Source organism: Pseudomonas sp. FG29, from assembly GCF_057809355.1.
Genome location: NZ_JBMDJU010000033.1, coordinates 1 through 25,906, shown reverse-complemented (window position 1 = coordinate 25,906; position 25,906 = coordinate 1). Strand labels below are relative to the sequence as shown.

The 25,906-nt window shown below is 63.9% G+C and carries 25 protein-coding genes; 15 read left to right on the top strand and 10 right to left on the bottom strand.

Annotated features, from left to right (window positions below):
- Positions 1-40 precede the first annotated feature (40 nt).
- From ACODS1_RS22160 to ACODS1_RS22150, 3 genes are all read right to left on the bottom strand, one after another.
- Positions 41-430: a hypothetical protein gene (locus ACODS1_RS22160; protein ID WP_489087352.1), complete on the bottom strand. Its 390-nt coding sequence runs from the start codon at positions 428-430 to the stop codon at positions 41-43.
- A 44-nt stretch (positions 431-474) separates the two neighbouring features.
- Positions 475-1,443, bottom strand: a complete 969-nt coding sequence (locus tag ACODS1_RS22155; RefSeq protein WP_489087351.1) for a carbon-nitrogen hydrolase family protein — start codon at positions 1,441-1,443, stop codon at positions 475-477.
- A gap of 84 nt (positions 1,444-1,527) precedes the next feature.
- Positions 1,528-2,934, bottom strand: a complete 1,407-nt coding sequence (locus ACODS1_RS22150; protein ID WP_489087350.1) for a purine-cytosine permease family protein — start codon at positions 2,932-2,934, stop codon at positions 1,528-1,530.
- 272 nt (positions 2,935-3,206) lie between these two features.
- On the opposite strand from ACODS1_RS22150, the gene ACODS1_RS22145 reads away from it, so the two are divergent.
- The 4 genes from ACODS1_RS22145 (at position 3,207) to ACODS1_RS22130 (ending at position 6,039) form a co-directional block, all read left to right on the top strand.
- On the top strand, positions 3,207-3,494 hold the full coding sequence (locus ACODS1_RS22145; RefSeq protein ID WP_489087349.1) for a metal-sensing transcriptional repressor: 288 nt from the start codon (positions 3,207-3,209) through the stop codon (positions 3,492-3,494).
- Between the two features lie 8 nt (positions 3,495-3,502).
- Positions 3,503-4,609, top strand: a complete 1,107-nt coding sequence (locus ACODS1_RS22140) for a nickel/cobalt efflux protein RcnA (protein WP_489087348.1) — start codon at positions 3,503-3,505, stop codon at positions 4,607-4,609.
- A 19-nt stretch (positions 4,610-4,628) separates the two neighbouring features.
- The gene (locus ACODS1_RS22135) at positions 4,629-5,375 is read left to right on the top strand and encodes a TraX family protein (protein ID WP_489087347.1); all 747 of its coding nucleotides are present in this window, start codon (positions 4,629-4,631) and stop codon (positions 5,373-5,375) included.
- Positions 5,376-5,574: 199 nt separating this feature from the next.
- Positions 5,575-6,039, top strand: coding sequence for a methyltransferase family protein (locus ACODS1_RS22130; RefSeq protein WP_489087346.1), 465 nt, complete (start codon positions 5,575-5,577; stop codon positions 6,037-6,039).
- Between the two features lie 126 nt (positions 6,040-6,165).
- On the opposite strand, the gene ACODS1_RS22125 is transcribed toward ACODS1_RS22130, so the two are convergent.
- From ACODS1_RS22125 to ACODS1_RS22115, 3 genes are all read right to left on the bottom strand, one after another.
- Complete coding sequence (locus tag ACODS1_RS22125; protein WP_489087345.1) at positions 6,166-6,468, bottom strand: LasR-specific antiactivator QslA; 303 nt, start codon at positions 6,466-6,468, stop codon at positions 6,166-6,168.
- Positions 6,461-6,703 (bottom strand): hypothetical protein, encoded by a 243-nt coding sequence (locus ACODS1_RS22120; RefSeq protein WP_489087344.1) that lies wholly within the window; start codon positions 6,701-6,703, stop codon positions 6,461-6,463. The genes ACODS1_RS22125 and ACODS1_RS22120 overlap by 8 nt, the downstream gene beginning before the upstream one ends.
- Positions 6,704-7,580: 877 nt before the next feature.
- Positions 7,581-8,165: a DUF6338 family protein gene (locus ACODS1_RS22115; protein ID WP_489087343.1), complete on the bottom strand. Its 585-nt coding sequence runs from the start codon at positions 8,163-8,165 to the stop codon at positions 7,581-7,583.
- 475 nt (positions 8,166-8,640) lie between these two features.
- Here ACODS1_RS22115 and ACODS1_RS22110 point away from each other — a divergent pair, with 475 nt between their 5' ends.
- On the top strand, positions 8,641-9,030 hold the full coding sequence (locus ACODS1_RS22110; RefSeq protein WP_489087342.1) for a MerR family transcriptional regulator: 390 nt from the start codon (positions 8,641-8,643) through the stop codon (positions 9,028-9,030).
- Here the strand turns inward: ACODS1_RS22110 and ACODS1_RS22105 are convergent.
- Positions 8,996-9,961, bottom strand: a complete 966-nt coding sequence (locus ACODS1_RS22105) for an NAD-dependent epimerase/dehydratase family protein (RefSeq protein WP_489087363.1) — start codon at positions 9,959-9,961, stop codon at positions 8,996-8,998. The genes ACODS1_RS22110 and ACODS1_RS22105 overlap by 35 nt on opposite strands.
- Positions 9,962-10,369: 408 nt before the next feature.
- Between ACODS1_RS22105 and pdxY the strand changes: the two genes are divergently transcribed.
- Positions 10,370-11,242, top strand: a complete 873-nt coding sequence (pdxY, locus tag ACODS1_RS22100) for a pyridoxal kinase PdxY (RefSeq protein WP_489087341.1) — start codon at positions 10,370-10,372, stop codon at positions 11,240-11,242.
- 160 nt (positions 11,243-11,402) lie between these two features.
- Positions 11,403-12,053 carry an oxygen-insensitive NAD(P)H nitroreductase gene (gene nfsB / locus ACODS1_RS22095; RefSeq protein WP_489087340.1) on the top strand — a complete coding sequence of 217 codons (651 nt, stop codon included), beginning with the start codon at positions 11,403-11,405 and terminating at the stop codon, positions 12,051-12,053.
- A 40-nt stretch (positions 12,054-12,093) separates the two neighbouring features.
- Here nfsB and ACODS1_RS22090 read toward each other — a convergent pair whose 3' ends face one another.
- Positions 12,094-12,978, bottom strand: a complete 885-nt coding sequence (locus ACODS1_RS22090; RefSeq protein WP_489087362.1) for a LysR family transcriptional regulator — start codon at positions 12,976-12,978, stop codon at positions 12,094-12,096.
- Positions 12,979-13,231: 253 nt separating this feature from the next.
- On the opposite strand from ACODS1_RS22090, the gene ACODS1_RS22085 reads away from it, so the two are divergent.
- Genes ACODS1_RS22085 through ACODS1_RS22060 form a run of 6 tightly spaced genes read left to right on the top strand, consistent with a single transcriptional unit; the run spans position 13,232 to position 19,596 of the window.
- Positions 13,232-14,308, top strand: a complete 1,077-nt coding sequence (locus ACODS1_RS22085; protein ID WP_489087339.1) for a 4-oxalomesaconate tautomerase — start codon at positions 13,232-13,234, stop codon at positions 14,306-14,308.
- 39 nt (positions 14,309-14,347) lie between these two features.
- The gene (locus tag ACODS1_RS22080) at positions 14,348-15,592 is read left to right on the top strand and encodes an OprD family porin (RefSeq protein WP_489087338.1); all 1,245 of its coding nucleotides are present in this window, start codon (positions 14,348-14,350) and stop codon (positions 15,590-15,592) included.
- A gap of 41 nt (positions 15,593-15,633) precedes the next feature.
- Positions 15,634-16,614, top strand: a complete 981-nt coding sequence (locus ACODS1_RS22075) for a tripartite tricarboxylate transporter substrate binding protein (RefSeq protein WP_322977593.1) — start codon at positions 15,634-15,636, stop codon at positions 16,612-16,614.
- 48 nt (positions 16,615-16,662) lie between these two features.
- Positions 16,663-17,115 carry a tripartite tricarboxylate transporter TctB family protein gene (locus ACODS1_RS22070; protein WP_489087337.1) on the top strand — a complete coding sequence of 151 codons (453 nt, stop codon included), beginning with the start codon at positions 16,663-16,665 and terminating at the stop codon, positions 17,113-17,115.
- Positions 17,116-17,118: 3 nt separating this feature from the next.
- A complete protein-coding gene (locus ACODS1_RS22065) occupies positions 17,119-18,633 on the top strand; it encodes a tripartite tricarboxylate transporter permease (RefSeq protein WP_489087336.1) in 1,515 nt (504 codons plus the stop codon).
- 21 nt (positions 18,634-18,654) lie between these two features.
- Positions 18,655-19,596, top strand: coding sequence for a D-2-hydroxyacid dehydrogenase family protein (locus tag ACODS1_RS22060; RefSeq protein ID WP_489087335.1), 942 nt, complete (start codon positions 18,655-18,657; stop codon positions 19,594-19,596).
- Positions 19,597-19,612: 16 nt separating this feature from the next.
- Here the strand turns inward: ACODS1_RS22060 and ACODS1_RS22055 are convergent, their stop codons facing one another.
- On the bottom strand, positions 19,613-20,473 hold the full coding sequence (locus tag ACODS1_RS22055; RefSeq protein ID WP_322977597.1) for a LysR family transcriptional regulator: 861 nt from the start codon (positions 20,471-20,473) through the stop codon (positions 19,613-19,615).
- Between the two features lie 102 nt (positions 20,474-20,575).
- Between ACODS1_RS22055 and ACODS1_RS22050 the strand changes: the two genes are divergently transcribed.
- Both ACODS1_RS22050 and ACODS1_RS22045 read left to right on the top strand, forming a co-directional pair.
- Entirely contained in the window at positions 20,576-22,126 is a 1,551-nt protein-coding gene (locus tag ACODS1_RS22050) for an NADH-quinone oxidoreductase subunit L (RefSeq protein WP_489087334.1), read from the top strand.
- The gene (locus tag ACODS1_RS22045) at positions 22,123-24,573 is read left to right on the top strand and encodes a YbcC family protein (RefSeq protein WP_489087333.1); all 2,451 of its coding nucleotides are present in this window, start codon (positions 22,123-22,125) and stop codon (positions 24,571-24,573) included. The genes ACODS1_RS22050 and ACODS1_RS22045 overlap by 4 nt, the downstream gene beginning before the upstream one ends.
- A 13-nt stretch (positions 24,574-24,586) precedes the next feature.
- On the opposite strand, the gene ACODS1_RS22040 is transcribed toward ACODS1_RS22045, so the two are convergent.
- A complete protein-coding gene (locus tag ACODS1_RS22040; RefSeq protein WP_489087332.1) occupies positions 24,587-25,525 on the bottom strand; it encodes an L-threonylcarbamoyladenylate synthase in 939 nt (312 codons plus the stop codon).
- Positions 25,526-25,906: the final 381 nt, after the last annotated feature.

The window sequence follows — 25,906 nt, the reverse complement described above, 5'->3', positions numbered from 1 at the left end:
GCCGAGTATGGCACTTCCCACCGTGTCGGGCGTTTGTCGGCTAGAAGCGGGTGCTGATGAAATGCCCGGCCGTCACCACCAAGCCGCTGCTCAACGAGGTGAAGGACAGCAGCGAGATAAGGCGAAACGCCTGGGTGGTGTCCACGGTTTTGGAGAAGGCCATTGGCACGAAGGTGAGTGGGTTGACCACGCCGCCGAACAGCACCAGTGCATAGATCCAGCCCGGCATGTCCGGTGCGGCGAGGGCGGTGGCGGCCATCACCGTGCCCATCACGATCCAGTCGATATGCGCCTGGCGAATGCGCATCGGGTTGACCACGCCCAGGGCGCGTGCCTTGTCCGGGTAGTCGACGCAGGTAAGCACGGCGAAGCCGGAGAGGGCGCCGAGGGCGAGGGAGAGCAGGGCGGTGGCGAGCAGCAGATCATTCATCACGAGAACACTTCGATAAGGGGGAAAGGGGCCGGTGATACCGCTCAGGCGTCGAGCAGTTCGATGCCATGGCGCGGACGGCGGTCGACGCGCAGTTCGAAAATGTCCGGGCGCAGGTAATGCCCGGCCACGTCGAGGTCGTGGCGCTGCGCATCGACGCAGTCGAGGTCTAGCGTTGCCAGCACGATGCCGGCCTTGCCCACCAGCGGTGGTGTCAGCCACTGGCCATTCGGGCCGATCACCCCGGAGCCACCGGCGAACACCACGCCATCGGTGGACTGCTCGGCGCCCGCGCCCAGGCGATAGGCGTCCAGTAGTTCGCCGGGAATGTCGGCGGTGGTCAGGTACTGTCCGGCGCAGAGCACGAAGCAGCGCCCCTCGAAGGCATAGGCACGGGCGGCGACATGGTGCATCTCTGGCATGTCTGGCCAGACTGCGACGTGGATCTGCTCGTCTTGAGCATGCAGCGCCTGACGGGCCAGCGGGTGCCAGTGTTCCCAGCACACCAGCCCGCCGACGCGCCCGACCGGGGTATCGACCACGCGCAGTCCGGCGGCGTCACCCTGAGCCCAGACGTTGCGCTCGGTATGGGTCGGCGTGAGCTTGCGGTGCACGTTGAGCAGGTAACCGTCATCGCCAATGGTGACCAGCGAGTTGTACAGCGAGCCACCCTGCGTGCGTGCCCGCTCGTTGATGCCGATGACCACACAAACCTTATGCTCGCGTGCAGCAGCGCGTACCGGTGCCAGGCCGTCTTGCAGGTCGTCATGCTTACCGAGCACCGGGCTATCGGCCAGCAGCCGTTGATACCAGTGCTTGGCATTTGCGTCGTCCCAGCCGGCCATACCGAATACCCAGGCCGGGTAGCAGCTCAGCCAGGTTTCGGGAAACACGATCAGTTGTGCGCCCTGGGCGGCTGCCTCGGCGATCAGGCCAACGGCGCGCTCCAGCGACTGCGCCGCATCGAGCACGACCGGAGGGTGTTGAATGAGGGCGACGGTCTTGTGGTTCATGGTCAGTTACCTGAATCGCGGGTGAGCGAGGGCGGCCCGGCCGTCCTCGGAGGTAAGGTCAGGGTGAGGTGACAGGTGTGTGGGCTAGGCGCGCTTCGGCGTTGCCATGGTGCGAGCGTGCTGGCTCAGGGTCAGCAGGTAGTAGAGGCCGCCACCGACCAGCAGGCCAGGGATGAAGGCCACGTCTGCGCCGCCGATGGCTTCGGCCGCCGGGCCGACATAGAAGGGCAGCGAGAAGAAAGGAATCATGCTGATGAACGCCGCTGCATACGACAGGATGCCCTGCCAAGCCCAGCGACCGTAGATGCCCTGCGGGTTGAAGATTTCGCTGATCGAGTACTCGCCCTTGCGCACCGCGTAGAAGTCCACCAGGTTCACCGCTGTCCAAGGGATCAGGAAATACAGCATCAGCAGGACGAAGCCGTTGAAGCTGGTCATGTAGGCCTCGGGCAGCGACAGCGAAATGACGATCGAGGCGATGCCCACCAGTGACAGTCCGGCCACACGCAGGCCCAGGGTCGGGCGCACCGGGCGGAAGCCGTCGACAGCACTGATGCCGGTGAGCATCGCGCCGTAGCAGTTCACACCGGTGACCGACAGTTGTGCTGCCGCGCCGATCATCACCACGAACACGCCGAAGCCAGGGAACAGATAGTCACCCGTAGTCACCAGGGCGACGATGCCATCAGCCCCCGGAATATAGGTTGCCAGCATCGCTCCCAGCGACATCAACCAGACGGCCGAGCCAGCGGCGCCGAGGTACGTCCAGAAGATCAGCTTGCCGCTCGGCGCGTCTTCGGGCAGGTAGCGCGAATAGTCCGACACGTACACCGAGTAGCTGATGTTGTAGCCGGCCGCGAGCGACAGCTGTACCAGGAAGGCGGTTGTATCCCAGTTCGTCGGCAATGGCGCGGCCGAGGCCTGCGGCAGCGCCGTAAAAGCCAGGAAGGTGACGATGGCGAAGGTGGCGATGAGCACGTAGGTCAGCCAGCGCTGTACGAAATGCAGCAGGTCATAGCCAACCACCGCGACGATGATCGAAACCACCACCAGCGTCGGGTACCAAAAGCCTTTGGAGCCGGGCAGCACCAGTTGGATCGCCTGGGTGACCAGGATCACCCCGAATACGATGAAGCCTATATAGACGAACACCGTCGCGGCAAACGGCACGATGGCGCCACGGCTGCCGAACTGCGCGCGGGACTGGATCATCTGCGGCAAACCCATCTTCGGTCCCTGGTTGGCATGCAGCGCCATGAAGATGGTGCCGAAACCGGCGCCGATTGCCACCGCGAGCATGCTCCACAGCGTGCCGAGACCCATGCTCGGGCCGGTGAAACCGACCATCATGGTGAGAAAGACGAAATTGCCGGTGAACCAGAACGGTCCCTGGTGCCAGATCTTTCCATGACGTTCTTCGCGCGGCACGTAATCGATGGAGCGAACTTCGAGCCTGGGCAGCTCGCGTCCGGCATTGCTCGGCGTGTTCATAGGGCGCCTCTTGTTGTTATGCGCTGGGTGGTCGTATCACCTGCGAACCGAGGCGCTCTGGGCCTGGCCTGCACAGGTGGAACCAGTATTGGGCGTGCCCTCGGAGCCTGTAAATTCCGCCTTTCTCAAGTTGACTTACTCCCGAATGAAAGTAGCTGTCGTGCGCTATGGGTAGGGTGCGCCGCGCGCACCGATACCTGCCGAGTCACCATTTCAATATCCTCCCCGGGGGGATAGGATGTGGCGGCGCCATCCAGCATGAGAGCCTCCTGATGAGCCAGCACGAACACGATCACCCGCACCAGAGCCATGGCGACATCGTCAAACGGTTGAAGCGTGCCGAAGGGCACCTGCGCAGCATCGTCAACATGATCGAAAGCGGCCGCGCCTGTGTGGATATCGCCCAGCAACTGCATGCCGTGGAGAAGGCGGTCTGCCAGGCCAAGCGAACCCTGATTCAGGATCACATCGATCACTGCCTAGAACACACCGTAGGGGCGCTAACTAGTGGCCAGCGCGCGCCACTGGAAGAGTTCAAGCAGATCACCAAATACCTGTAGGAGCTGTCATGTCGAGCTTCGCCGAATTGCTGCAGCAAGGGGCTGCGCACGCCTGGCTTTACTTCCCCACGGCGATCCTGCTCGGTGCCCTGCATGGTCTGGAGCCAGGGCATTCGAAAACGATGATGGCTGCCTTCATCATCGCCATTCGCGGCAGCGTGAAGCAGGCCGTTGTGCTCGGCCTGGCTGCCACCGTCTCGCATACGGCCGTGGTCTGGCTGGTGGCACTGAGTGGGATGTATCTCGGCCAGAATCTCGACGCCGCAACCACCGAGCCGTACTTCCAGCTCGCGTCGGCGGTGATCATCGTCACCATCGCCCTGTGGATGTTCTGGCGTACCTGGCGTGGCGAACGGATGTGGCGTTTCGAACAACACGACCATCACCATGCAGACGAAACGCACCAGCTCGACACCGGCCACGGGCGTGTCGAGCTGACGATCTTCGAGAAGGGCGTGCCGCCACGCTGGCGACTGCGTACATTGGCTGGCCATGCCTGGTCAGCAGACGAGGTTCGCCTGCTCACGACCCGCAGCGACGGTCAGACCCAGCCGTTCCGCTTCGTCGACCGAGACGGCTATCTGGAGTCGCTGGACGCGATTCCTGAGCCGCACGCATTCACCGCCCGCCTGAGCCTGGGCCATGCAGGCCATTCACATGACTATGACCTGAGCTTCCATGAGCATGACCATGCCCACGCGGACAGAGATGGTCTGGAGCTGCCACAGACGGACTACCAGGATGCTCATGCGCGCGCGCATGCCCACGACATCCGTAAACGCTTCAGCAGTCGGAACGTCACGACCGGCCAGGTGATGCTGTTCGGCCTGACCGGCGGACTCATTCCCTGTCCGGCTGCCATCACCGTGTTGCTGTTGTGCCTGCAAGTCAAAGAAGTCGCTCTGGGCGCCGTGCTGGTGGTGTGTTTCAGCATCGGGCTGGCGCTGACCCTGGTCAGCGTTGGTGTTGCAGCCGCCATCGGCGCCAGGCAGGCGTCCAATCGATGGCCCTGGCTGAACAGCGTGGCGCGGCGTGCGCCCTATCTCTCCAGTGCATTGATCATCGCCGTCGGGGTCTACGTCGGTTGGCATGGCTGGGTCGGGCTGACAGGGTAGGGGCGCAGTGTTCACCCTGATGAGAGCCACCGTATTCGGGGCGAGTTCGGGAATCCAGGCGAGGCGTGACAGCAGCCTGGATCTGATCAAGTGGCTGGCCATGCTGAGCATGGTCATCGACCACTCGCGTTACCTCTGGCCACAAGCGGAAGCCTGGCTGTTCTTCGTCGGGCGGCTGGCGTTTCCGTTGTTCTGCCTGGGCATCGCAGCCAACGTCTGCCGCTCACGACCAGGCCAGTTGTTCACCGACGCCAACGGTCGCTATCTGGCGTGGCTGGTGGCCTTCTCGGTTGTCTCCGAACTGCCTTACCGCCTGCTTTCCACCGAAAGCAGCACGCTGAACATCATGCCCACCTTGCTAATCGGCCTGCTGATTGCCTGGGGTGTCCACCATCAGGGGCGTCATGGCCTGCTGCTGGGGCTGTTGAGCCTGGCCCTGGCCGCAGTGATGCACGAGCGCCTGATGTATGGCGTGTTCGGCGCCCTGGTGCCGGCTGCGCTGGTCATCGCGATCCAGCGGCCTGGGCCCACGTGGTTGCTGCCGGCGCTGCTCTGCGTGCTCGCCAACAGCCGCAATCGTTGGGCGGAAGGCTGGTCAGGTGAGGTAGTCGGCATCAGCATCGCGGCAGAGTTCGCGGCCCCTCTCATCGGGCTGTGGCTGCTGCGCACGACCGTCACCTGGCGTATCTGGCCGGTTACGCGATGGGGCTATTTCTTCTATCCGGTTCATCTGCTGGTGCTCGCCGGGATTCGCATGGGGCTATAGCTGGGGGCGCTTCCCGGGGCATTGCAGGGCGCCGGCCCGTGGCCGAGCCACTGACGCTTGACGCTGTAGTAGCTACGGCCTTCATCCTTCCGTTCACTGAGCAGCGAGATGCTTTTGGTGCTCCTCGCTGGTTGCGTTGCAGCCCAAACCGCTGCGCCAGAAGCTCGCAATCAAGCCGCCAACACAAGGACATGACGTCATGGACGTACTGGAAAATCGCATCCCCCCTGTAGCGGTCGCAGCCCTGTGCGGTGTGATGATGTGTCTGGCGGCCTATTACCTGCCAGGAGTGCTGGCGCTGTCCATCGAATGGCGCGTGGGCCTCGCACTTGTGGTCTTGCTGGTGGGCGCCTTCATCTGCCTGGCAGGTGTTGCTTCCTTCCGCCAGGCCAGCACCACGGTCAACCCGCTGCAACCGGAAACGGCTTCGGCACTGGTCAGTTCGGGCATCTACCGTTACACGCGCAACCCCATGTACCTGGGCTTTGCGACGGCCTTGCTGGCTTGGTCGATCCTGCTGGCTTCGCCGGTTTCAGTGCTGGGCGTGCTGGGCTTCGTACTGTTCATGAACCGCTTTCAGATCCGCCCGGAGGAACGCGCCCTGGCCAACCTTTTCGGCAACGACTTCGAACAGTACTGCCGCACGGTAAGGCGCTGGCTCTAGGTCAGGGCGTCCGGCTGCTTGCCCCCCTAACGTTCAGCACGACCGCAGGGTGCGCCGTGCGCACCGCTGAATGGCTGGCGCCTGTGCGAGAGCAAACTGCAAACGCACAGGTGCCACGGGGATTGCCTACAGCCTGAGCTCCGTCCGCTTGGCCCTGTGATCGCCCCCCAAGGAGGAGCACAGACGCTGGTGGATGCAGCTGAGAAAGCCCAGCTCGAAGGCATGGCGCTGAGCACACGGCGGGTACAGCTGGCGTTCCAGCAGCAGATGGGCCCATAGCCAGCCGCTATTGGCATCGTCCAGCCAGGCCTGCGCGGTTTGCACGCCGTGACCGAAGCTGGCCTGGCAATCTGCGTTCCAACCGAAGTCGGCAGCCGGTTGCCCGTCATGAGCAGGCAGGTGAGTGAGGTACCGCTGCAGCTCAATCATGGGCAGCTCTCCTGGATGCCTGAGCGATGGCCCGACGGTAAAGCATGATCAACTCGCTCAGCAGCGCATTGGTGCAATTGACCAGCTCTGGCTCTGGCATGCGCCGCAACAGCTTGGCCAATAATGCCGCTCGATACTCGGCTGCTGCCTGCAACGGGCACTCGTCCGAGACAAAGCTTTGCAACGGATTGCGTGGCGTAGGGAAGGGGATAATGACGGATTCAGACTTGGTCATGCAGCACCTCCAGAATGGAAGTCAGTACGACAGCCAGCAGCCCAGGGCGGAGCCCTTGGGTAAAAGGGGGATAGTGCATTTTCCTTATGCTCCTTGGACAGATTAAGGAGCCGCTTCCCAGTCTTCTCACGGGCTATGGAGGCGGACCATGCAAGGGTGATAAACCGGCGTCCAAGGGAACCGGCCAGGTCGAGGCCTGCCTCACACGGCCCGCCATAGAAATGCGGTAACCGGGCACAAAAAAGCGCTGGCTACACTGCTATGGCGCTTCCGCGCCTTGGACGATTTTCCGGTTCTCACGCCCGGTCACGGGATTGACCGTGGCCGGGCGGACTGGAGCGCGGGTGAGGGGAGAGGGCAAGGTGTGGAGTGGCGGCTATCGGCCAGAAGCGGACACTAGCGCCCCGATTTTGGCCAAAAAACACTCAGCAAATCCAAGTGGTTCAGGGGCGGGTTGTCACCCACCTTTTTTAGGTGGTGGCGGCGGTGCCGAGGGTGGCGCAGAAGGCCTTTGGCTTGTCGTCTCTTTATTGACCCCACCCTGAACCGGGGAGCCAGGTTTTCCACCGATCTTCTTCGTCATTTTGGATCTCGCTTCGGAGGGGGAGGTGGCGCTTTCGGAGGTTGAGTCGGTCGAATGTTTGTCGGAGCAGGCGGATTCACATTAATGCCGTCCCGAGTGCCCACCCAACCAGACTTCCCCTGATCAGTTCTGCTAGCCATCCAGTTCACCACTTATTTCTTCGGTGGCGGCGGCGGAGATGTCGGCGCCATCGCTGGTCGGACATTTGCAGGGGCGGGAGGATTTGCTCCATTAGTCTGAACACCTGGGCCAGGCGAACTGACCATCTTTTCTGAATCGCTCACAGGCTTACTCCTACTTCAGGACCTCAACGAAATGGATGTCACTATTTCCAATCAGAACGAACTCACCCGAACACTCATAGTAGGTGTCATCAACAACCCACGCTGCTTGCTCGAGCAGAAAATGCCCTGTGTTTGGATCTGTTGGCCAAACCCTTGGATACCCGCATAGCCGCCGCCCATCCAGCAAATGCAGCACCAGGCAACGCTTAGGGTATTTCCTGAAGACGAGGCACCATTCGGAGTACGAAGCTCGGGAGGTGAAGCGGAGCTTTCGTGCCAAGGTATACAACGTGTCGTTGTTGGCAGCAAATGCCAAGGACAGACCTAGGAGAACTGCGCACACAACCGACCATACGGTAGCCACGTAGTCATCCCACGGCCCCAAAACCTGCCAGTTAGACCCTATCCACTTTGCGAACAGCTCAATGCCGAGCACCAAGATGCTTATCAGGCCAGTGCCTATTAGAGCCTGAATCGTTCTTTCAAATTGGCTTGGCTTTGGTGACTCAGAAAGCCAGTAGAAGATCACTGTGGTTACAAATCCGGGGATAAGGAACTGCACGAGAGGTATTATTTTTGTGGCTAGGTCTTCCATTCCGAACCATCTCCTTATCAGTCGTTTCGACTATACCTCTGCTTCATTGGATCATGCACCTGCAGCCTACAAGAGAACGGCTACTCATCTGCATGCCCCACAAGAAGTCGCCAGACAGGTACCTAACCATAATTTCGCTAGCCATTAGCGCCAGTTGCGGCGCTTGGTCTGTCCCGGGCTGTGCAACCTTGCCATGGCAACACCCTTGCGCCAGAGCAAACCACGAGGGCTACTTCCTTACTATTGAGGGGCTATAGCCGTTCACGAGTGCTCGGTGGAATCTCTGTGGGCACGGATAACCTGCGGTAGTTTTTGGGGGGGCTGACCCGCAGCGGGTCTCGTTTGGCGACCACTTCGAAGGGCTGCTTTTGGCCGATAGTAGCCACTCACGAAAGCCCGCCACCTGATCTGAAGACAGCGCCCCGTTCAGCCATTAAGCTTCTGCCCCCCCAATCGAGCGTTGACAGGACGGCGTATGTACATCGGTGAAGTGGCCAAGTTGTCGGGGTGTACGCCCAAAGCCATTCGTTTGTACGAACAGATGGGCTTGATCAGCCCGCAGCGTCTCGGTAGTTACCGACGCTATACGCCTTTTCACCTGACCTTGTTGCAGATGATTCGCACGGCTCAGGCGGTGGGGTTCAAACTGGGGGAGATGAGCGAGCTGCTGGCCGCCAAGCGGCATGACTCGCCATTTCCCCTGGTGCTCGCCAATCAGGGCATCGAAGCCAAGCGCCAGGAGCTGCAAGCCCAGATACAGGCCTTGCAGCTTCAGGAACAGCGCCTGACCGAGTTGCAGGCGCAGATAAACCGGCAGTTCGCGACCGCAGTCAGCGCGTCAGCAGGTACTCGAACGCCTGCCTGAGAGCCTCCTGTGGCGGGCGTGGTCGGTAGCCCAGCTCGTCGACTGCCTTGTCGATGCAATAACGTTGGCGCACACCATGGAACATGCGTACCTGGCTGGGCAGCAATTCGGCCGGTTGGCCAGTGAGGCGTGCACGCCATGCTTGCAGCATGGCGACTGAGAGCAGCAAGGCCTTGGGCGCACGCGCAGGCAGGTGCTGCCCAGGACGGAGCGTATCGAGGGCGGCGATCACCTCGCCCAACGACGAAGACTCGCGGTTCGCGAGTATGTAGCGCTGTCCAGGGCGGCCTCGTTCGGCGGCTTGGATCAGGCCATCGGCGACATCCCGCACATCGACGAAATTGAAATGGAAGTCCGGATCCAGCGCCAGCTTGCGCGCCAGCACGGCAGCGAGAAAGCCCATGGTGTCGGACAGGCGTTCGGCATGGGGGCCTATGATCGCCGAGGGCAATACCGTGACCATCGAGATGCCGTATGCCTGCGCTTCCTCCCAGGCGGCGCGCTCGGAGAGAATCTTCGAAAGGTAGTAGGGATTCTGCTGTTCCTCATTCCAGACCGTTTCATCCAGATACTGGCCGTCGTGACCCACCGCCGCGATGGAGCTGACATAGACGACGCGGCGCACGCCGGCCTCGGCGGCGGCGCGAAGGATATTGCGCGTGCCCTGTACGTTGGGCTCGATGATTTCAGCCTGTGGGTTCTGCGCCCAATGCTTGAACACGGCAGCGACCTGGTACAGCACATCGACCCCTTTTAGCGATTGGCGCAGAGAGTCGATGTCTTTCAGCTCCGCGCGTACCACTTCGCAGCCAAGCCCTTGCAAGGCAGTGCTGTGTGCGGGATCACGAACTCCGGCACGTACCGGCTGCCCGCGGGCGAGCAACTGCCGAACCAGGTTGTTGCCAAGGTGCCCGTTGGCACCGGTGACCATCGATAACGCAGTCATCAGCTATCCAGCTCCGATCTGAAAGAGAGCCGGCAGCATGCAGGTTGCCCTAAGGGGCAGGGTCAAGCATGGTCGTTGGCTTTGAAAAGCGTCATAGCACAATTGCCTGCCCACTGGACGCGCCGACTTAGCGCGGCAACTGACGACTCTCGCATCTTCCTAGTGAGATCGATGCTCGCTCTGAGCAGAGTTTTTGGGGGCTTTAGCCGCGCTAAAAAGCTCGCCGCTGAAGCGCCTCCTACAGGTGCGCGCTGGTGCCGGTGACGGCCTTTTACGGCGATGTCTAACGCTTTTGTAGTGCTGATTCGACGTGCTGTTCTCTGGGGCTGCAGTGGCCGTGCAGCCCGACATGACGAATAATCGCCGCTCCTTCCTTCACTGCCGGAGCCCCTGATGAGTGCCGTTCTGCCGCCGCTGGTTCTATCGATCCAATCCCATGTCGCCTGGGGCCACGTCGGTAATGCCGCGGCAGTATTTCCCTTGCAGCGCCTGGGTTTCGAGGTGCTGCCGATTCATACCGTGCAGTTCTCCAACCACACCGGCTACGGGCAATTTCGCGGCCAGGTATTCGGTGCCGAGCACGTGCGCGACGTGCTGCTTGGGCTGCGTGAGCGTGGCGTACTGCCGCGCCTATCAGCGGTGCTGTCGGGCTATCTGGGCGATGCCGACAGCGGTCGAGTCATCCTCGAAGTGGTCGGCGAGATTCGTCAGCACAACCCGAACGTGCGTTACCTGTGTGACCCGGTGATGGGCGATGTCGGTCGGGGCGTGTTCGTCAATCCGGCGATTCCGGATTTTCTGCGTGACCAGGCCATTCCCTTCGCCAACATCATCACGCCGAACCAGTTCGAGTTCGAGCTGCTTACCGGGGCGAAGCTGGGCAGCTTGCAGGAGGCGGTGAAGATCGCCCGGCAACTGCGTGGTCGGGGGCCGGATATCGTGGTGATCACCAGCCTGGCGACGCCGGATATTCCCGAGAGCGAGCTGGGCACCCTGGCGGTGAACGGTGAGGAGGCCTGGCTGGTGACCACACCGCGCCTGGCCCTGCATCCCTTGCCCAACGGCATGGGCGACGTGTTCTCCGCGACCCTGCTTGGCCGTTTGCTGGCCGGGCAGCCGCTGGCGCAGGCTCTGGAGCTGGCCACCGCGACGCTGTATGCGCTGGTCGAGCAGACCGCCGAGGGCGCGCGGGATCTGCCGCTGGTGGCGGCGCAGGAGCAGATCGTGGCGCCGGCTTCCCGCTTCCTGGCGCGTACGTTGGGCTGATTGCAGGCACCTGTCGTCACTGACCAATCGCCCTCAGACCAGTGGGGCGATTTTCGTGTTGGCGTTGAAACTCCTGCCGTGCCTGCAGGCTGTTTTCACTTACCTGCTTGGTTCAGACTAGCGGCCATCTTTTTTCACCCACTGATTCAGGAGAAGTTTCATGAGCCTCGTTTCCTTCGCCCGCAAGCGCTACACCACCAAGGCCTACGATGCGACGCGCCAGGTGGATCAGACGACCATCGACGAACTGCTGGAGCTGTTGCGCCTGGCGCCGTCGTCGGTCAACTCGCAGCCCTGGCATTTCGTCGTGGCCAGCACTGCCGAGGGCAAGGCGCGCCTGGCCAAGGGTACGCAGGGCGTTTTCGCCGCCAACCAGGGGAAAGTGCTCGATGCTTCGCACGTGATTCTGATCTGCACCCTGAGCGAACTGAGCGATGAGCATCTTGCCACCGTGCTGGAACAGGAGGGCGCCGACGGACGCTTCCGTGACGAGGCGGCACGCACGACTCAGCAGAACGTCCGCGGCGGCTACGTGAACCTGCATCGCGAAGCGGGCGATACGCAGCACTGGATGGAGCAGCAGGCTTACCTGGCACTGGGTACTTTGCTGCTGGGCGCCGCTAGCCTTGGCCTGGATGCCACGCCGATGGAAGGCATCGACCGTGACGCACTGGATCGCGAGCTGGGCCTGGCTGATCGCGGTCTGCGCAGCCTGGTGATGGTTTCGCTGGGCTATCGCAGCGACAGCGATTTCAATGCCGCGTTGCCGAAATCGCGTCTGCCGGCCGAGCGCGTGTTCACCCACCTCTGAGCCGGCCCGCCGCGCCCGCTCAATCGAGCGGCGCGGCTGCTCAACCCGATTCGCTATCGGTTCCCAGCGATGTATAGCTTGGCCATTGCCTGAGCAGGGTTTCGACGAACTGCTCGGCGGCAGGCGACAGCGATGAACCCCGGCGTCGTACCAGGCCCAACGTGCGGCTGATGACCGGGTCGACCAGCGGCCGTCTGACCAGAATCGGGTGGTCTTCGGCGGGCATGGCCAGGCTGGGGAGGGCGGCGATGCCGAGCCCGGCTTCGACCATGCCCAGTGACGTCGACAGGTGCTGCACCTCGTAGAACCAGCTAGGCCGCCAGTCCAGATGGGCTAGGCCATGGTCGAGCAGCACCCGGTTGCCGCTGAGGCGACCGACGCCGATCAGGCGATAGTCGCTCAGTTCGCGCCAGGCCACTTCCGGCTGCTTGGCCAGTGGATGGTCACGTCGACAGGCCAGCACGAAGGGTTCGTTGACCAGCGGAGTGAAGTCGATTTCCGCACTTTGGCCGCTCTGCATGTTGATACCGAAATCCGCTTCGCCACGGATCACCGCCTCCAGGCCTTCGTGGGCGCTGAGGTCGAGGATGCGGATGCGGATCTTCGGGTATTGCAGGTTGAACGCGCGGATTACCGTGGGCAGGAAGTAGAACGCCGCAGTCGGGATACAGGCCAGGGTGACCTGGCCGGACTGGCGCTCGGCCAGTTCGCGAATGCCGAGGATTGAACGCTCGAAATCGTCCAGCAGACGCTGCGCCTTGGGCAGGAAGTCGCGGCCTACCGCGGTCAGGCTGACACGCCGCGTGGTGCGGTCGAGCAGTTGCGTGCCCAGGCTCTCTTCGAGCTTCTGCATGCGCCGAGTCAGGGCAGGTTGAGACAGATGAATGGCGTTGGCGGCTTCGTGAAAATTGCCGAATTCGGCAATTTACACGAAAGCACGGATGTCCTGGAGTTCGTAATTCATGCGTGCTCGTTATTAGTCGTCTGTATTTTTGCCTGAAATTTACCAATGAACCCTAGTCTTTCTCCTTATGGCTGGCAAGTCAGGGGCAGCTGGCTCATGCATTAATGCGTATATTGGAATAAATATCTAAATATATGCATTTTACAGAAGAAACAAAGGCTCCTCATAATCAACGCAAAGCAACAATCAACAGTTTTAATGCGTTGGAGGCATCATGCGGACGGTACCTTGCGTACTCATGCGAGGCGGCACCTCGAAGGGCCCGGTATTTCTGGCCAACCACTTGCCCAGTGACCCGCAGCAACGCGACGAGCTGCTGATCAACCTCATGGGCTCGGGTCATGAGCTGGAGATCGATGGCATCGGCGGTGGCAGCCCGCAGACCAGCAAGGTGGCGATCGTCAGCCGCTCGCCCCATCCCGACGCCGATGTCGACTACCTGTTCGTCCAGGTCATGGTCACCCAGCGCCGTGTCGACACTGCGCCCAACTGCGGCAACATGCTCTGCGCCATCGGCCCGTTCGCCATCGAGCACGGCCTGGTCAACGCCAGCTCGCCGCTGACCCGTGTGCGTATCCGCAACCTCAACACCAACACCTTCGTCGATTCCGACGTGATGACGCCGGGTGGCCGTGTGCGTTACGACGGCGACACCGCCATCGACGGTGTGCCGGGCACGGCCGCGCCGATCCAGCTGACCTTCCTCAATGCCGCTGGCGCCAAGACCGGCAGCCTGTTGCCCACCGGCCGCTGCCGTGACCAGTTCGATGGGGTGGAGGCCACCTGCATCGACATGGCCATGCCGATGGTGCTGCTGCATGCCGAGGCGCTGGGCAAAACCGGTTACGAGTCGCCGGCCGAGCTGGACGCCGATGCAGCGTTTCTCCAGCGTCTGGAGCGCATCCGCCTGCAGGCCGGCCTGGCCATGGGCCTCGGTGACGTCTCGCAGATGGTGATTCCCAAGCCGGTGCTGCTGGCGCCGGCACGCCATGGCGGCACCCTGAGCGTGCGCTACTTCATGCCGCACAACTGCCACCGTTCGGTGGCCGCGACCGGTGCCATCGGCCTCGCGACTGCCTGTGCGGTGGCCGGCAGCATCGCCCAGGACATCGCGCCCATCTCCGGTGAGGCGCTGGTGCGCCTCGAACATCCCGGCGGGCAGATCGAAGTCTCCCTGCAGCCCGCAGCAGACGGGCAGCCCCAGAACATGCGCGCCTCCCTGGTGCGCACCGCGCGCCGGTTGTTCTCCGGCGAGGTGTACGTCCCGGTCAGCCGTAGAACCGGAACCTGACACCGCTTCACTCACCACCACATCAAGGGCTTGACCATAATGACAAGAAAGACCCTCCTGACGCTGACCACTTGCGGTGTGTCGGCACTCTCGCTGCCCAGTTTGCAGGCGGCCGGCTTCATCGAAGACAGCAAGGCCAGCCTGGAGCTGCGTAACTTCTACCTGAACCGGGATTTCCGTCAGTTTCCGGGGCAAAACAAGCGCGAGGAGTGGGCTCAGGGCTTCATTCTCAACCTGGAGTCCGGCTTTACCGAGGGTACGGTTGGTTTCGGTGTCGACGCCATCGGCATGCTCGGCCTGAAGCTCGACTCTTCCAAGGATCGCAGCGGCACCGACCTGTTGCCGCGCGACAGCAAGAATCGCCCCGAGGACGACTACAGCAAACTGGGCGTGACCGGTAAGGTGCGCTTTGCCGAAAGCCAGCTGCGCGTCGGTACCTTGTTGCCGAAGATGCCGTATCTGCAATACAGCAACGCACGCCTGCTGCCTCAGGTATTCGAAGGCTGGCAGCTGCAGAGCAAGGACATCGAGCGGGCGACCTTCACCCTGGGTGAAATCAACCGTGTCGTGCAGCGTGACGTGTCCGGCTCGGAAAAGCTGGCCCTGAACAACAAGAACGGCCGTTTCGGTGGCAGCCCGGAGAGTGACGAGTTGCGCTTCGGCGGTGTCGACTATGCAATCAACCCGCAACTGGTGGTCAGCTATCACTACGCTGAGCTGAGCGACGTCTACCGCCAGCACTTCGCGGGTGTGCAGCACACGTTGCCGCTGGGCCCGGGCAAGCTGAAGAGCGATCTGCGCTACTTCAATAACGCCGAGGCAGGTCAGGAGCGTGCCGGCAAGATCGACAACCAGGCGCTCAACGGTATGTTCACCTACAGCCTGGCCGGTCATGCACTGGGGCTTGGCTACCAGAAGATGCGCGGTGACGATGCGTTCACCTATGTCGATGGCGCCACGCCGTATCTGACCAACTTCGTGCAGATCAACGATTTCGCCGGGCCGGATGAGCGTTCCTGGCAACTGCGCTACGACTTTGACTTCGCCAGCGTCGGCGTGCCTGGCCTGAAGTTCATGACCCGCTACGTGCGTGGCGACCAGGTCGACCTCGCCGCAGGCGAGGGCCATGAATGGGAGCGCAACACCGATATCGCCTACACCTTCGGCCAGGGTGCCCTGAAGAACCTGACCGTGACCTGGCGCAACGCGACCTATCGCTCCAGCTTCGTCCGTGATCTGGATGAGAATCGCCTGATCCTTAGCTACATCGTGCCGATTTGGTAACCCAGCGTCTTTGCCTACAAATCTAATAAGAGGAACCCATCATGATCACCCGTTCCATTCGCCGTATCCTGCCGCTTTCCCTGGCTGCGCTGCTGGCCAGTGCCTCCGTGCTGGCCAACGAGCCGGCGCGTCCGGAGTGCATCGCCCCGAGCAAGCCGGGCGGTGGCTTCGACCTGACCTGCAAGCTGGCCCAGGCCGGTTTCAAGGACGAAAAACTGCTCAAGGCCCCCATGCGTGTGACCTACATGCCAGGCGGCATCGGCGCCGTGGCCTACAACTCCATCGCGGCCAACCGCCGTGCCGAGCCGGGCACCCTGGTGGCCTTCTCCGGCGCCTCGCTGCTCAACCTGGCGTTGGGCAAGTACGGTCGTTTCGATGAGAACGCGGTGAAGTGGCTGGCCGTGATCGGCAACGACTACGGCACCCTGGCCGTGCGTGAGGACTCGCCCTACAAGAACCTCGATGATGTGGTGCAGGCGCTGAAGAAAGATCCCAAGAGCGTCATCGTCGGCGGTGGCGGCAGCATCGGTGGTCAGGGCTGGATGAAGATCGCACTGCTGGCCCGTGCCGCTGGCGTGGATCCGCGTGAACTGCGCTATGCCGCGTTCGAAGGTGGTGCCGAGCACTACATGGCGCTGATGGGCGGGCACGTCGATCTGGTCACCGGCAGTGCCAGCGAGATTCGCGCGCAGAAGGGCAACAAGATTCGCACCCTGGCGATCTTCAGCGAGAAACGCCTGGACGGCGATCTGGCCTCGATCCCCACCGCGCGTGAGCAGGGCTACGAGATTCAGTGGCCGCTGATCCGTGGCTACTTCCTCGGCCCAGATGTGAAGGACGAAGACGTGGCCTGGTGGCACGCGCAGTTCGACAAGCTCAACGCCTCCAAGGACTTCCAGGCCTACCTGGCCGACCGTGACGTGCTGCCCGATTACGTGACCGGCCCGGAGCTGGAGAAGCTGGTCAAGGCGCAGGTACAGGAATACCGCAAGCTGGGCGAAGAATTCGGCCTGGTTGAGTGATAGTCCCATGCGCCGTCTGCGGGCGGCGCATCGCTGCGGAGCAACACCATGCAAGATCGTATCTTTGCAGGTATCACCCTGCTGCTGTGCTGTGTGCTGGCCGTTCTGGCCTGGGGCTACAGCGCGCCTTTTTCCTATGAGCCGGTCGGGCCGAAAGCCTTCCCATTGCTGCTGCTGTTGCTGATCGCATTCGGCTGCGTGCAGCTGCTGATCAAACCGCCAGCGCCAGCCGAAGGTGAGGAGCCGCCACTCAACCGGGCGGTGCTGCTCAAGTCGCTGACCTTCCTCGGGCTGATGCTCGCTTACGCGATGCTGTTCGAAACGCTCGGCTTCATCCTCGCCAGCGTGCTGTTCGGTATTGGCATGGCGCGCCTGTATGGCGGCCGCTGGCTGCACAGCCTGATCAGTGGCGTGGTACTCGCCATCGGCCTGTACCTGCTGTTCGACAAAGCCCTCGCGGTGCCGCTACCGCTCGGCATTCTCGCCAATCTGGAGAGCTGACCCATGGAAACGCTCGGTTATCTCAGCCATGGCTTCGGCGTGGCGCTGAGTCCTTACAACCTGATCACCGCACTGTGCGGAACCCTGATCGGCACCGTGGTCGGCCTGCTGCCGGGCCTGGGCCCGATCAATGGCGTGGCGCTGCTGATTCCGGTCGCCTTCGCCCTTGGCCTGCCGCCGGAGACGGCGCTGATTCTGCTCGCCGCTGTCTATCTGGGCTGCGAGTACGGCGGCCGTATTTCCTCGATCCTGCTCAACATTCCGGGTGAGGCGTCCGCGGTGATGACCACCCTGGACGGTTACCCCCTGGCGCGTCAGGGCCAGGCCGGTGTGGCACTGTCGCTGTCGGCCTGGAGTTCGTTCATCGGCGGCGTGATCGCCACCATCGGCGTGGTGCTGTTCGCGCCCCTGCTGGCGAAATGGGCAGTGGCCTTCGGCCCGGCCGAGTATTTCGTGCTGATGGTCTTCGCCATTACCTGCCTGGCCGGCATGGCCGGCAGTAAGCCGTTGAAGACTGCCGTGGCGGCACTGCTCGGCCTGCTGCTGTCGTGCGTGGGCATCGACGCCAACAGCGGCGTCTATCGCTTCACCTTCGGCAGCCTCGGGCTGGCCGATGGCATTCAGTTCGTGGTGCTGGTGCTGGGGCTGTTCTCGGTCAGTGAGCTGCTGGTGCTGCTCGAGCGTACCCACCATGGCCAGAAGGCGATCAAGGCCAGTGGGCGCATGCTGTTCAACCTCAAGGAGGGCGGCTTCGTGCTCGCCACCAACCTGCGCAGCGGCGTGGTCGGTTTCGTTCTTGGCGTGCTGCCAGGTGCCGGCGCAACCCTGGCCAGTGCGGTGTCCTACATGAGCGAGAAGCGCATGGCGGTCAAGGACAACAAGTTCGGCAACGGTGACCTGCGCGGCCTGGCCGCACCGGAAACCGCCAACAGCGCCGCGGCCTGTGGCTCCATGGTGCCGATGCTGACCCTCGGCGTACCGGGGTCGGGCACCACGGCGGTGATGCTGGGCGCCCTGACGCTGTACAACATCACGCCCGGGCCGCTGCTGTTCCAGCATCAGCCGGACATCGTCTGGGGCCTGATCGCCTCGCTGTTCGTCGCCAACATCATGCTGATCGTGATGAACGTGCCGATGATCAAGATCTTCACCAAGGTGCTCGCCGTGCCTTATTGGGCGTTGGTGCCTGCGGTGGCGATCATTACCGCGATCGGCGTGTACGCGGTGCATGCGACGACCTTCGACCTCTATCTGATGATCGCCATCGGCCTGTTCGGGTACGTGTTGCGCAAGCTGGATTTCCCCCTGTCGGCGATCCTGCTGGGCTTCATCCTCGGCGGGATGATGGAACAGAACCTGCGCCGTGCGCTGTCGCTGTCCAGCGGTGATATCGGTATCCTCTTCGCCAGCCCGATTACCTGGGTGGTCTGGGCGCTGGTGGCGGTGATGGCCGTGCTGCCGTTCTGGCGCGCCTGGCGTGCGCGCGGTCAGAAGGCTGGCGCCCCCAGCGTCGCCTGATACCGATAGAGGAGAAGCTGCATGCGTATCGTGATACCCGATGACTATCAGCACGTCGTGCAGCAGCTGGAGTGTTTCCGCCTGCTGGAAGGCTTCGATGTCCACGTGTATCACGATGCCGTCAGTGACCCGGACGTGCTGGCCGAGCGTTTCGCCGAGGCCGACGCGCTGGTGCTGACCCGCGAGCGCACGCGCATCGACGCCGCGCTGTTGCAGCGTCTGCCCAGGCTCAAGCTGATCAGCCAGACCGGGCGGGCAGGGCCGCATCTCGATCTTGAGGCCTGTCGCGAGCGTGGTGTGACGGTCGCTGAAGGCACCGGCTCGCCGATTGCCGCCGCCGAGCTGACCTGGGCGCTGATTCTCAACGCCCGACGTGGGTTGCGCGAGGCCATGAACGGGCTGTATGCCGGGCACTGGCAGGTCAACCTGGGGCAACGTCTGTACGGCCAGACGCTGGGCATCTGGGGCTACGGCAAGATCGGCCAGCGCCTGGCGCGCTATGCGCGGGCCTTCGACATGCAGGTACTGGTGTGGGGCAGCGAGGCGTCGCGCCAGGCAGCGGTCGCCGATGGCCATGAGGCCGCGCCGACGCGCGAGGCTTTCTTCGCGCAGGCCGATATCGTCAGCCTGCACCTGCGCCTGGTGGACGCCACGCGGCATTGCGTGACTGCCGACGACCTGACGCGGATGAAGTCCGACGCGCTGCTGGTCAACAGCAGCCGTGCCGAGCTGATCGCACCGGGGGCGCTGCTCGAGGCGCTGGATCGCGGCCGGCCAGGCCAGGCCGCGCTGGATGTGTTCGAGCAGGAGCCGATCCTGCAGGCCGATCATCCGCTGCTGACCCATCCGCGCGTGCTCTGCACGCCGCACCTGGGCTATGTCGAGAAACACAGCTACGAGGCCTATTTCGGCGAGGCCTTCGCCAACGTGCGGGCGTTTTATCAGGCACTCGCATCTCAGTAGCGGTGCAGCCGACTCGTCAGGCCAGCAGCTCTTCGAGAATGCTCAGGTTGAAATGGCGCTGCAGGGTCACGGCGAAGAACTGCTCGGCGATCTCCGGAATTTCGGCGTAGAGCTGCAGCACGCCAGCTTGCAGTTCGTCCTGCACCACCACCGCCGGCAACAGCGCCATGTCGCCGGAGTCGCGCGCGAGCAGACGCAACATCGCCATGTCGTCGACTTCGGCGCAGATGTCCGGGCGCAGACCTCGGCTGTCGCAGAACAGGTCGAACTGGCTGCGGATGTCGCTGCTGCGCCCCGGCACGATCAGACGCGCCTGCTGCAGGTCGCGCTGCAGGTCGAACTCGCCGGCGCGCGGCGGGCCGACCAGACACACGCTCTGCCGATCCAGCAAACGACAGCGCCAGGAGCGCTGGGCATCGCTGCTCACCGCCTGGTTGGTCAACACCACATCCAGCTTGTGCAGGGCCAGGCGTTCCAGCAATTCGCCCAAGCTGCCCGACTCCAGCACGATGCGCAGTTCGCCGCGACCGAGGAAGGGCCGCAGCAGGTTCTCCTGGAAATTCCGCGATAGCGTGGCGACGGCGCCGATGCGCAGTTGCTGATTGGCCTGCAGCGCACCTTGCAAGGTCATCTGCAATTCGCTGCCGAGGGCGAAGATGCTGTCGGCGTAATCCAGTACCAGTTGCCCGGCCTCGGTCAGCAGCAGGTTGCGCCCGGAGCGGATGAACAGGGCGTGGCCGAGTTGCTCCTCGAGCGCGCGGATCTGCGTCGACAGCGCCGACTGCGCCACATGCAGGGATTGCGCGGCGCGGGTCAGATTGCCTTCCTTGGCCACGACCCAGAAGTAGTGCAGATGATGGAAATTGAGACGGCGCATGGATGGTTCTCTAAAAGTGAACGTTAGATTCTTATCAATCTATTTTAAATAAATAAAGCACTACCGGAGACTATCGTCATCGCCCATCTCCGGAGATCGCTCATGCTCCCTTTGTCTTCTCAACTGGCCACCTGGCTGCCCTGGTTGTACGCCCTGGCGCTGCTGCCCGTGGCACTGTGGCCGCGCAGTCGGCAGGCCAGCCTCTGGTGGCCGGGTCGTTTGGCCGCCATCACGGGGCTCGCGCTGGTGCTGGCTGCGCTGTTGCAGGCTGGACTGGATGATCAACCGGCCGACCGTCTCGGGCTGGCCATGGCCAGCCTGATCAGCTTGCTGGCGCTGGTGATCATCCAGTTCTCCGCGCGCTACCTGCAGGGTGAACCCGGCCAGCGTCGTTACCTGCTGGCGCTGCTCGGCACCCTGGCGGCGGTGGCGATGGTGGTCACCAGCCGCGACCTGTATGCGCTGGTCGCGGCCTGGATCGTTTCCAGCCTGTGCCTGCATCAGTTGCTGACCTTCTACCGCGACCGGCCCATGGCGCTGGTGGTGGCGCACAAGAAATTCCTCGCCAGTCGCCTGGCTGACGTTTGCCTGCTGCTGGCCTGCGTGCTGTTGGTGCGGGCGGCGGGCAGTAGCGAGCTGACGGCGATTCTCGAGCAGGTGGCGGTGCAGCAGGGCAGCGGCGCACTGGGCTGGGAGCTGCACCTGGCGGCCGTACTGCTGGTGCTGGCGGTGATCCTCAAGTCCGCGCAGTTGCCGGTGCACGGCTGGCTGATCCAGGTGATGGAGGCGCCGACGCCGGTTTCGGCGCTGTTGCATGCCGGGGTGGTCAACCTGGGTGGCTTCGTCCTGCTGCGCTTCGCGCCCTTGCTGTCCGCTGCACCGGTCGCACAGACCCTGCTGGTGCTGGTCGGCGGCCTGACGGCCGTGCTCGCGGCGCTGGTGATGATGACCCGGATCAGCATCAAGGTGCGCCTGGCCTGGTCGACCTGCGCGCAGATGGGTTTCATGCTCCTTGAATGCGGCCTGGGCCTCTACGAACTGGCGCTAGTGCACCTGTTGGCGCACTCGCTGTACAAGGCGCATGCCTTCCTGGCGTCCGGCGAGACGGTGCTGCAGGTGCGTCACCAGGCTTTGCAGCCGGCGCGCCCGGCGCCGGGGCTGGCCGCGTTGCTGCTGGCGCTGGCACTGGCAGCGCTGGCGGTGGTGGGGCTCGATCAGTTGTGGCGCCAAGTGCTGCCGCAGCATCCGCTGCCGCTGGAGGCGCTGGCGATCCTCGCCGTGGGCCTGGCGCCCTGGTGCCTGCGGCGCGGCAGCTCGCTGTACGCCGGCATCACCCTCGCGTTGCTGTTGGGGCTGTACCTGTTGTGGCACCTGGCGGCGAGCTGGATTCTCGCCAGCGGCACGCAGCTGCCGGGCGCGCCGCTGGCGTTGAGCCTGGTCGCCCTGGGCCTGTTCCTTGCCCTGTACCTGCTGCAGGCCTGGATCGTCGCGCGGCCGCAAGGTGCCCTGGCGCGGCGGCTGTATCCGGCGGCATTCGCCGGTTTCTTCCTCGACGAACACTTCACTCGCCTGACCTTTCGCCTGTGGCCGGTACGCCCGATGCCGGTACGCCCACTGCAGTCCACCGTCGCCGTTAATGGAGAGCACTCATGACCGCTATCGAATACTTTGCCGTGATCGACCGCGACACCCTGCAGGCCGCTGCTGCGCGGGCTTGCGAACGGATTGCCCCGACCTGGCCGCTGGATCGCCTGATCGCGGTCAGCCCCCTGTGGGAGCGCCGCCAGCAGCGCTGGGGCGAAGTGGCCGAGCAACTCTGGCGCCGCGCCGGCAGCCGCCTGACCCTGGCTGCTGCAGACTATCGCCAGGCCTGGGCCAGCGGCGAGATTGGCGAGCACCACCTGCAGCAGGTGCTGGCCGACGAGGCTAATGGCTGGACGGTGGCGCAGCTGGTGCAGGCGCTGCAGGACATGGATGAAGATGCGCGCGGCCTGCCGTTGCTGGAGGACATCGCCGACGCGGAGATCGCGCTGCCGGGCTGGCCGACGCTGATCACCCAGCAGATCGGCCAGTGCTGCGCTGCCTGGTTCGATGACAGTCAGGCGGACTGGCATGTGGATCGTCAGGGCGGTCTCTACCAGGCCTGGCGCCAGGCCATGCAGGATGACCGGGGCCTCAGCGTGCTCAGTGCCTGCCCGGAACTGGGCGCCCGTATCGCTGAACTGCCGCAGCAACCCCAGGCGGCCCTGGAAGTGGCGGTGCAGCGCCTGGGGCTGGAGGCGGCGGAGCTGGAGGAGTGGTTCGATTGCCTGCTGCTGCGCAACCTGGGCTGGGCCTCGTGGTGCGCCTACCAGCGCTGGCAGGCTCGGCAAGGTGGTGGCGACGATGCCACGCTGTTCGATCTGCTGGCCATCCGCGCCGCCTGGGAATGGCTGGTGGATGATCGCCGGCGTGAGCCGGGCAGTCGCTGGGATAGCTGGCGCCGTGCCTGGCAGGGCGCCCGCAGCCAGGCACCCTCAGCGGCCTGGCAGGCGCTGCAACTGTGGCAGCGCGCCGAAGAGTTGGCCTGGCAGGCGCATCTGCAAAGGCTGCTGGGCAGCCAGTCGGCGCAGCAGGCAACCGAGACGCCGCTGGCCAAGGTGTACTTCTGCATCGACGTGCGCTCCGAGCCGCTGCGCCGTGCGCTGGAGTTCGTCTGCCCGCAGGTGCAGGCCGGCGGCTTCGCCGGCTTCTTCGGCCTGCCCATCGCCTACACGCCGCTGGGCACCAGCGCCACGCGTCCGCAGCTGCCCGGTTTGCTGGCGCCGCAACTGACCGTCAGCGACAGCTGCGCAGATGCAACCTGCAATGCGCAACTGGCCGAGCGGCGTCAGACCCGCTTGACCCGCCAGGGGCGCTGGCGCCTGTTCGAGCGTTTGCCGGCCTCCGGTTTCACCCTGGTCGAGTCCCTCGGCCTGGGCTACGCCGCCAGCCTGCTCGGGCGTACCAGCGGCCTGCTGAGCGCAGGCCTGCCGGCCGAGCAGGTGGGCTGGAAGCCCGGCGAGTGGCAACGCTTGCGTCCGGTGCTGGCGCCCCAGGCCGATGCCCAGCGGGTCGAACTGGCTGCGCGCATCCTGCGGGCGATGAGCCTGACGCGGGATTTCCCACCGCTGATCCTGCTGCTCGGCCATGGCAGCCAGAGCGCCAACAATCCGCAGGCTGCCGGGCTCGATTGTGGCGCCTGCTGCGGGCAGAGTGGGGAGGTGAACGCCCGCGTGCTGGCCGATCTGCTCAATGATCCGCAGGTGCGTCAGGGGCTGGTCGGGCAGGGTATCGAGCTGCCGGCCGAGTGCCGCGTGCTGGCCGGCTTGCACAACACCACCACCGACGAGGTGCAGGTGTTCGACAGCCAGGCGTTGCCAGCCGCGCTGGTACCCAGCTGGCAGCGCCTGCGTGAGGCACTGGATGCCGCCGCGGTGCGGGTGCGCCAGGAGCGCGCGGCGCGCCTGGGGCTGGAGCACCTGGCCGAGCGCCCTGGGCGGCTCTTCGCCGCGCTGCGCCGGCGCGCCAACGACTGGTCGCAGACGCGGCCAGAGTGGGGCCTGGCCGGCAATGCTGCCTTTATCGCCGCGCCGCGTGCGCGCAGTCGCGGCCTCGACCTGCAGGGTCGTGCCTTCCTGCATGACTATGACTGGCGTCTGGACGAGGGCGGCAAGGTGCTGGAACTGATCATGACCGCGCCCATGGTGGTGGCGCACTGGATCAACCTGCAGTACCTGACTTCGACCACCGACAACCTGCGCTTTGGCAGCGGCAACAAAGTGCTGCACAACGTGGTGGGCGGGCATATCGGCGTGTTCGAGGGTAACGGCGGCGACCTGCGCATCGGTCTGGCACGGCAGTCATTGCACGACGGCCAGCGCTGGCTGCATCGGCCGCTGCGCCTGAGTGTGGTGATCGCCGCGCCTTGCGCGATGATCGACCGGATCATCGCCGAGCATCAGGTGGTGCGTGAACTGGTGGAGAACGACTGGCTGCACCTGCTGCGTCTGGACGATCAGCCCGGCGCGGTGTTGCAGGTTCGCGATGCGCGGGGCTGGCGGTCGCTGGCCGCAGGCTGAGCAGGCAGCAGCGCTACTGGGTGGTCGCGCGCTGCAGGCGTTCGTGCACGGCGGCCCAGGCAGCGCCCTGCGGTGGCAGGGCGATATGCAGGTGGCGCAGTCGCAGGGCGTCGAGCTGGTACAGGGCCGCGTACAGGCCGGCGGCGTAGCGCTCAGGGTCTGCACTCAGATCGATGGCCGGGCCTCGGGTTGGCCGGGCCTGGCCGCACCAGATCCAGCCGCAGTCGGGTGCGTCCAGCGCCGCCTCGGGCACTTCGACGAAGGTGCTGGCCAGGGTGCCTGGGGCATAGTGGCGGCGGTGCTGGCCCGGTGCGCGCAGACCGCCGTTGCGGGTTTCCAGCTCCTGACCGAGTACCTGTTGCAGGCGCTGCTGGTCGAGCATGCCGTGGCGCAGCAGGCGCGAGGCGTCGCCGGGGAGCAGGGCGACGATGCTCGACTCCAGGCCGACCTGGCAGGCGCCGCCGTCGAGGATCAGCAGCTCGCTGTCAGCGAACTGCTGGGCGACGTGGGCGGCGCTGGTCGGGCTGATCGACATGTAGCGGTTGGCCGAGGGTGCCACCAGGCCGCCGCCGAATGCCTGCAGCAGGGCGCGCGCGCCTGGGTGGGCGGGTACGCGCAGGGCGACGCTGTCCTGCCCGGCGGTAACGCTGCGCAACACCTCGTCACGCGCCGGCAGCACCAGGGTCAGTGGCCCCGGCCAGAAAGCGTCCATCAGAGCCTGGGCTTGCGGCGGAATCTGGCTGACCCAATCGGCAGCCTGTCTGGCATCGGCCAGGTGGACGATCAGCGGGTTACTGTCCGGGCGCTGCTTGAGCTGGAACACCTTGGCCACGGCGTCGCCGTTGCGGGCGTCGGCGGCCAGGCCGTAGACGGTCTCGGTGGGCATGGCGACCAGCTCGCCGCTCTGTAGCTGCTGCGCGCAGCGCTCGATGTCGTGGGTGATGGTGGGCATGGGCGACAGTGACTCGTGGTATTCATCCCGTAGGCAGCCGGTGATTCTAGGGGATTTGAGTGGTCGATGGGCAGTTTCAAGAGCACTTCTAAGAGCGGCCTCGGTGTTCTACCTCTTGTATCCATGTAGTCGTGCATTGCTATCGCGGTGTTAAAACGGGTTCTTCGGATTTTTGGGGGGGGGAAGGCTTGGTTGATACCGGACTGGCAAGTTTGTGTGTTGGCGTGTTGTTCGGTGTCTGTTCCGGATTGCCGCGATTTTGCGGATGCTTTTGGTTTCGCCCTCCCGGGCGAGTAACTTTTGCGGGCAAAAGTCACCAAAACCCTTCCGCCCGTTCATCCGGCCCTGGCTTCGCCAGGGTTCGCTCACTCCATCGTCGTT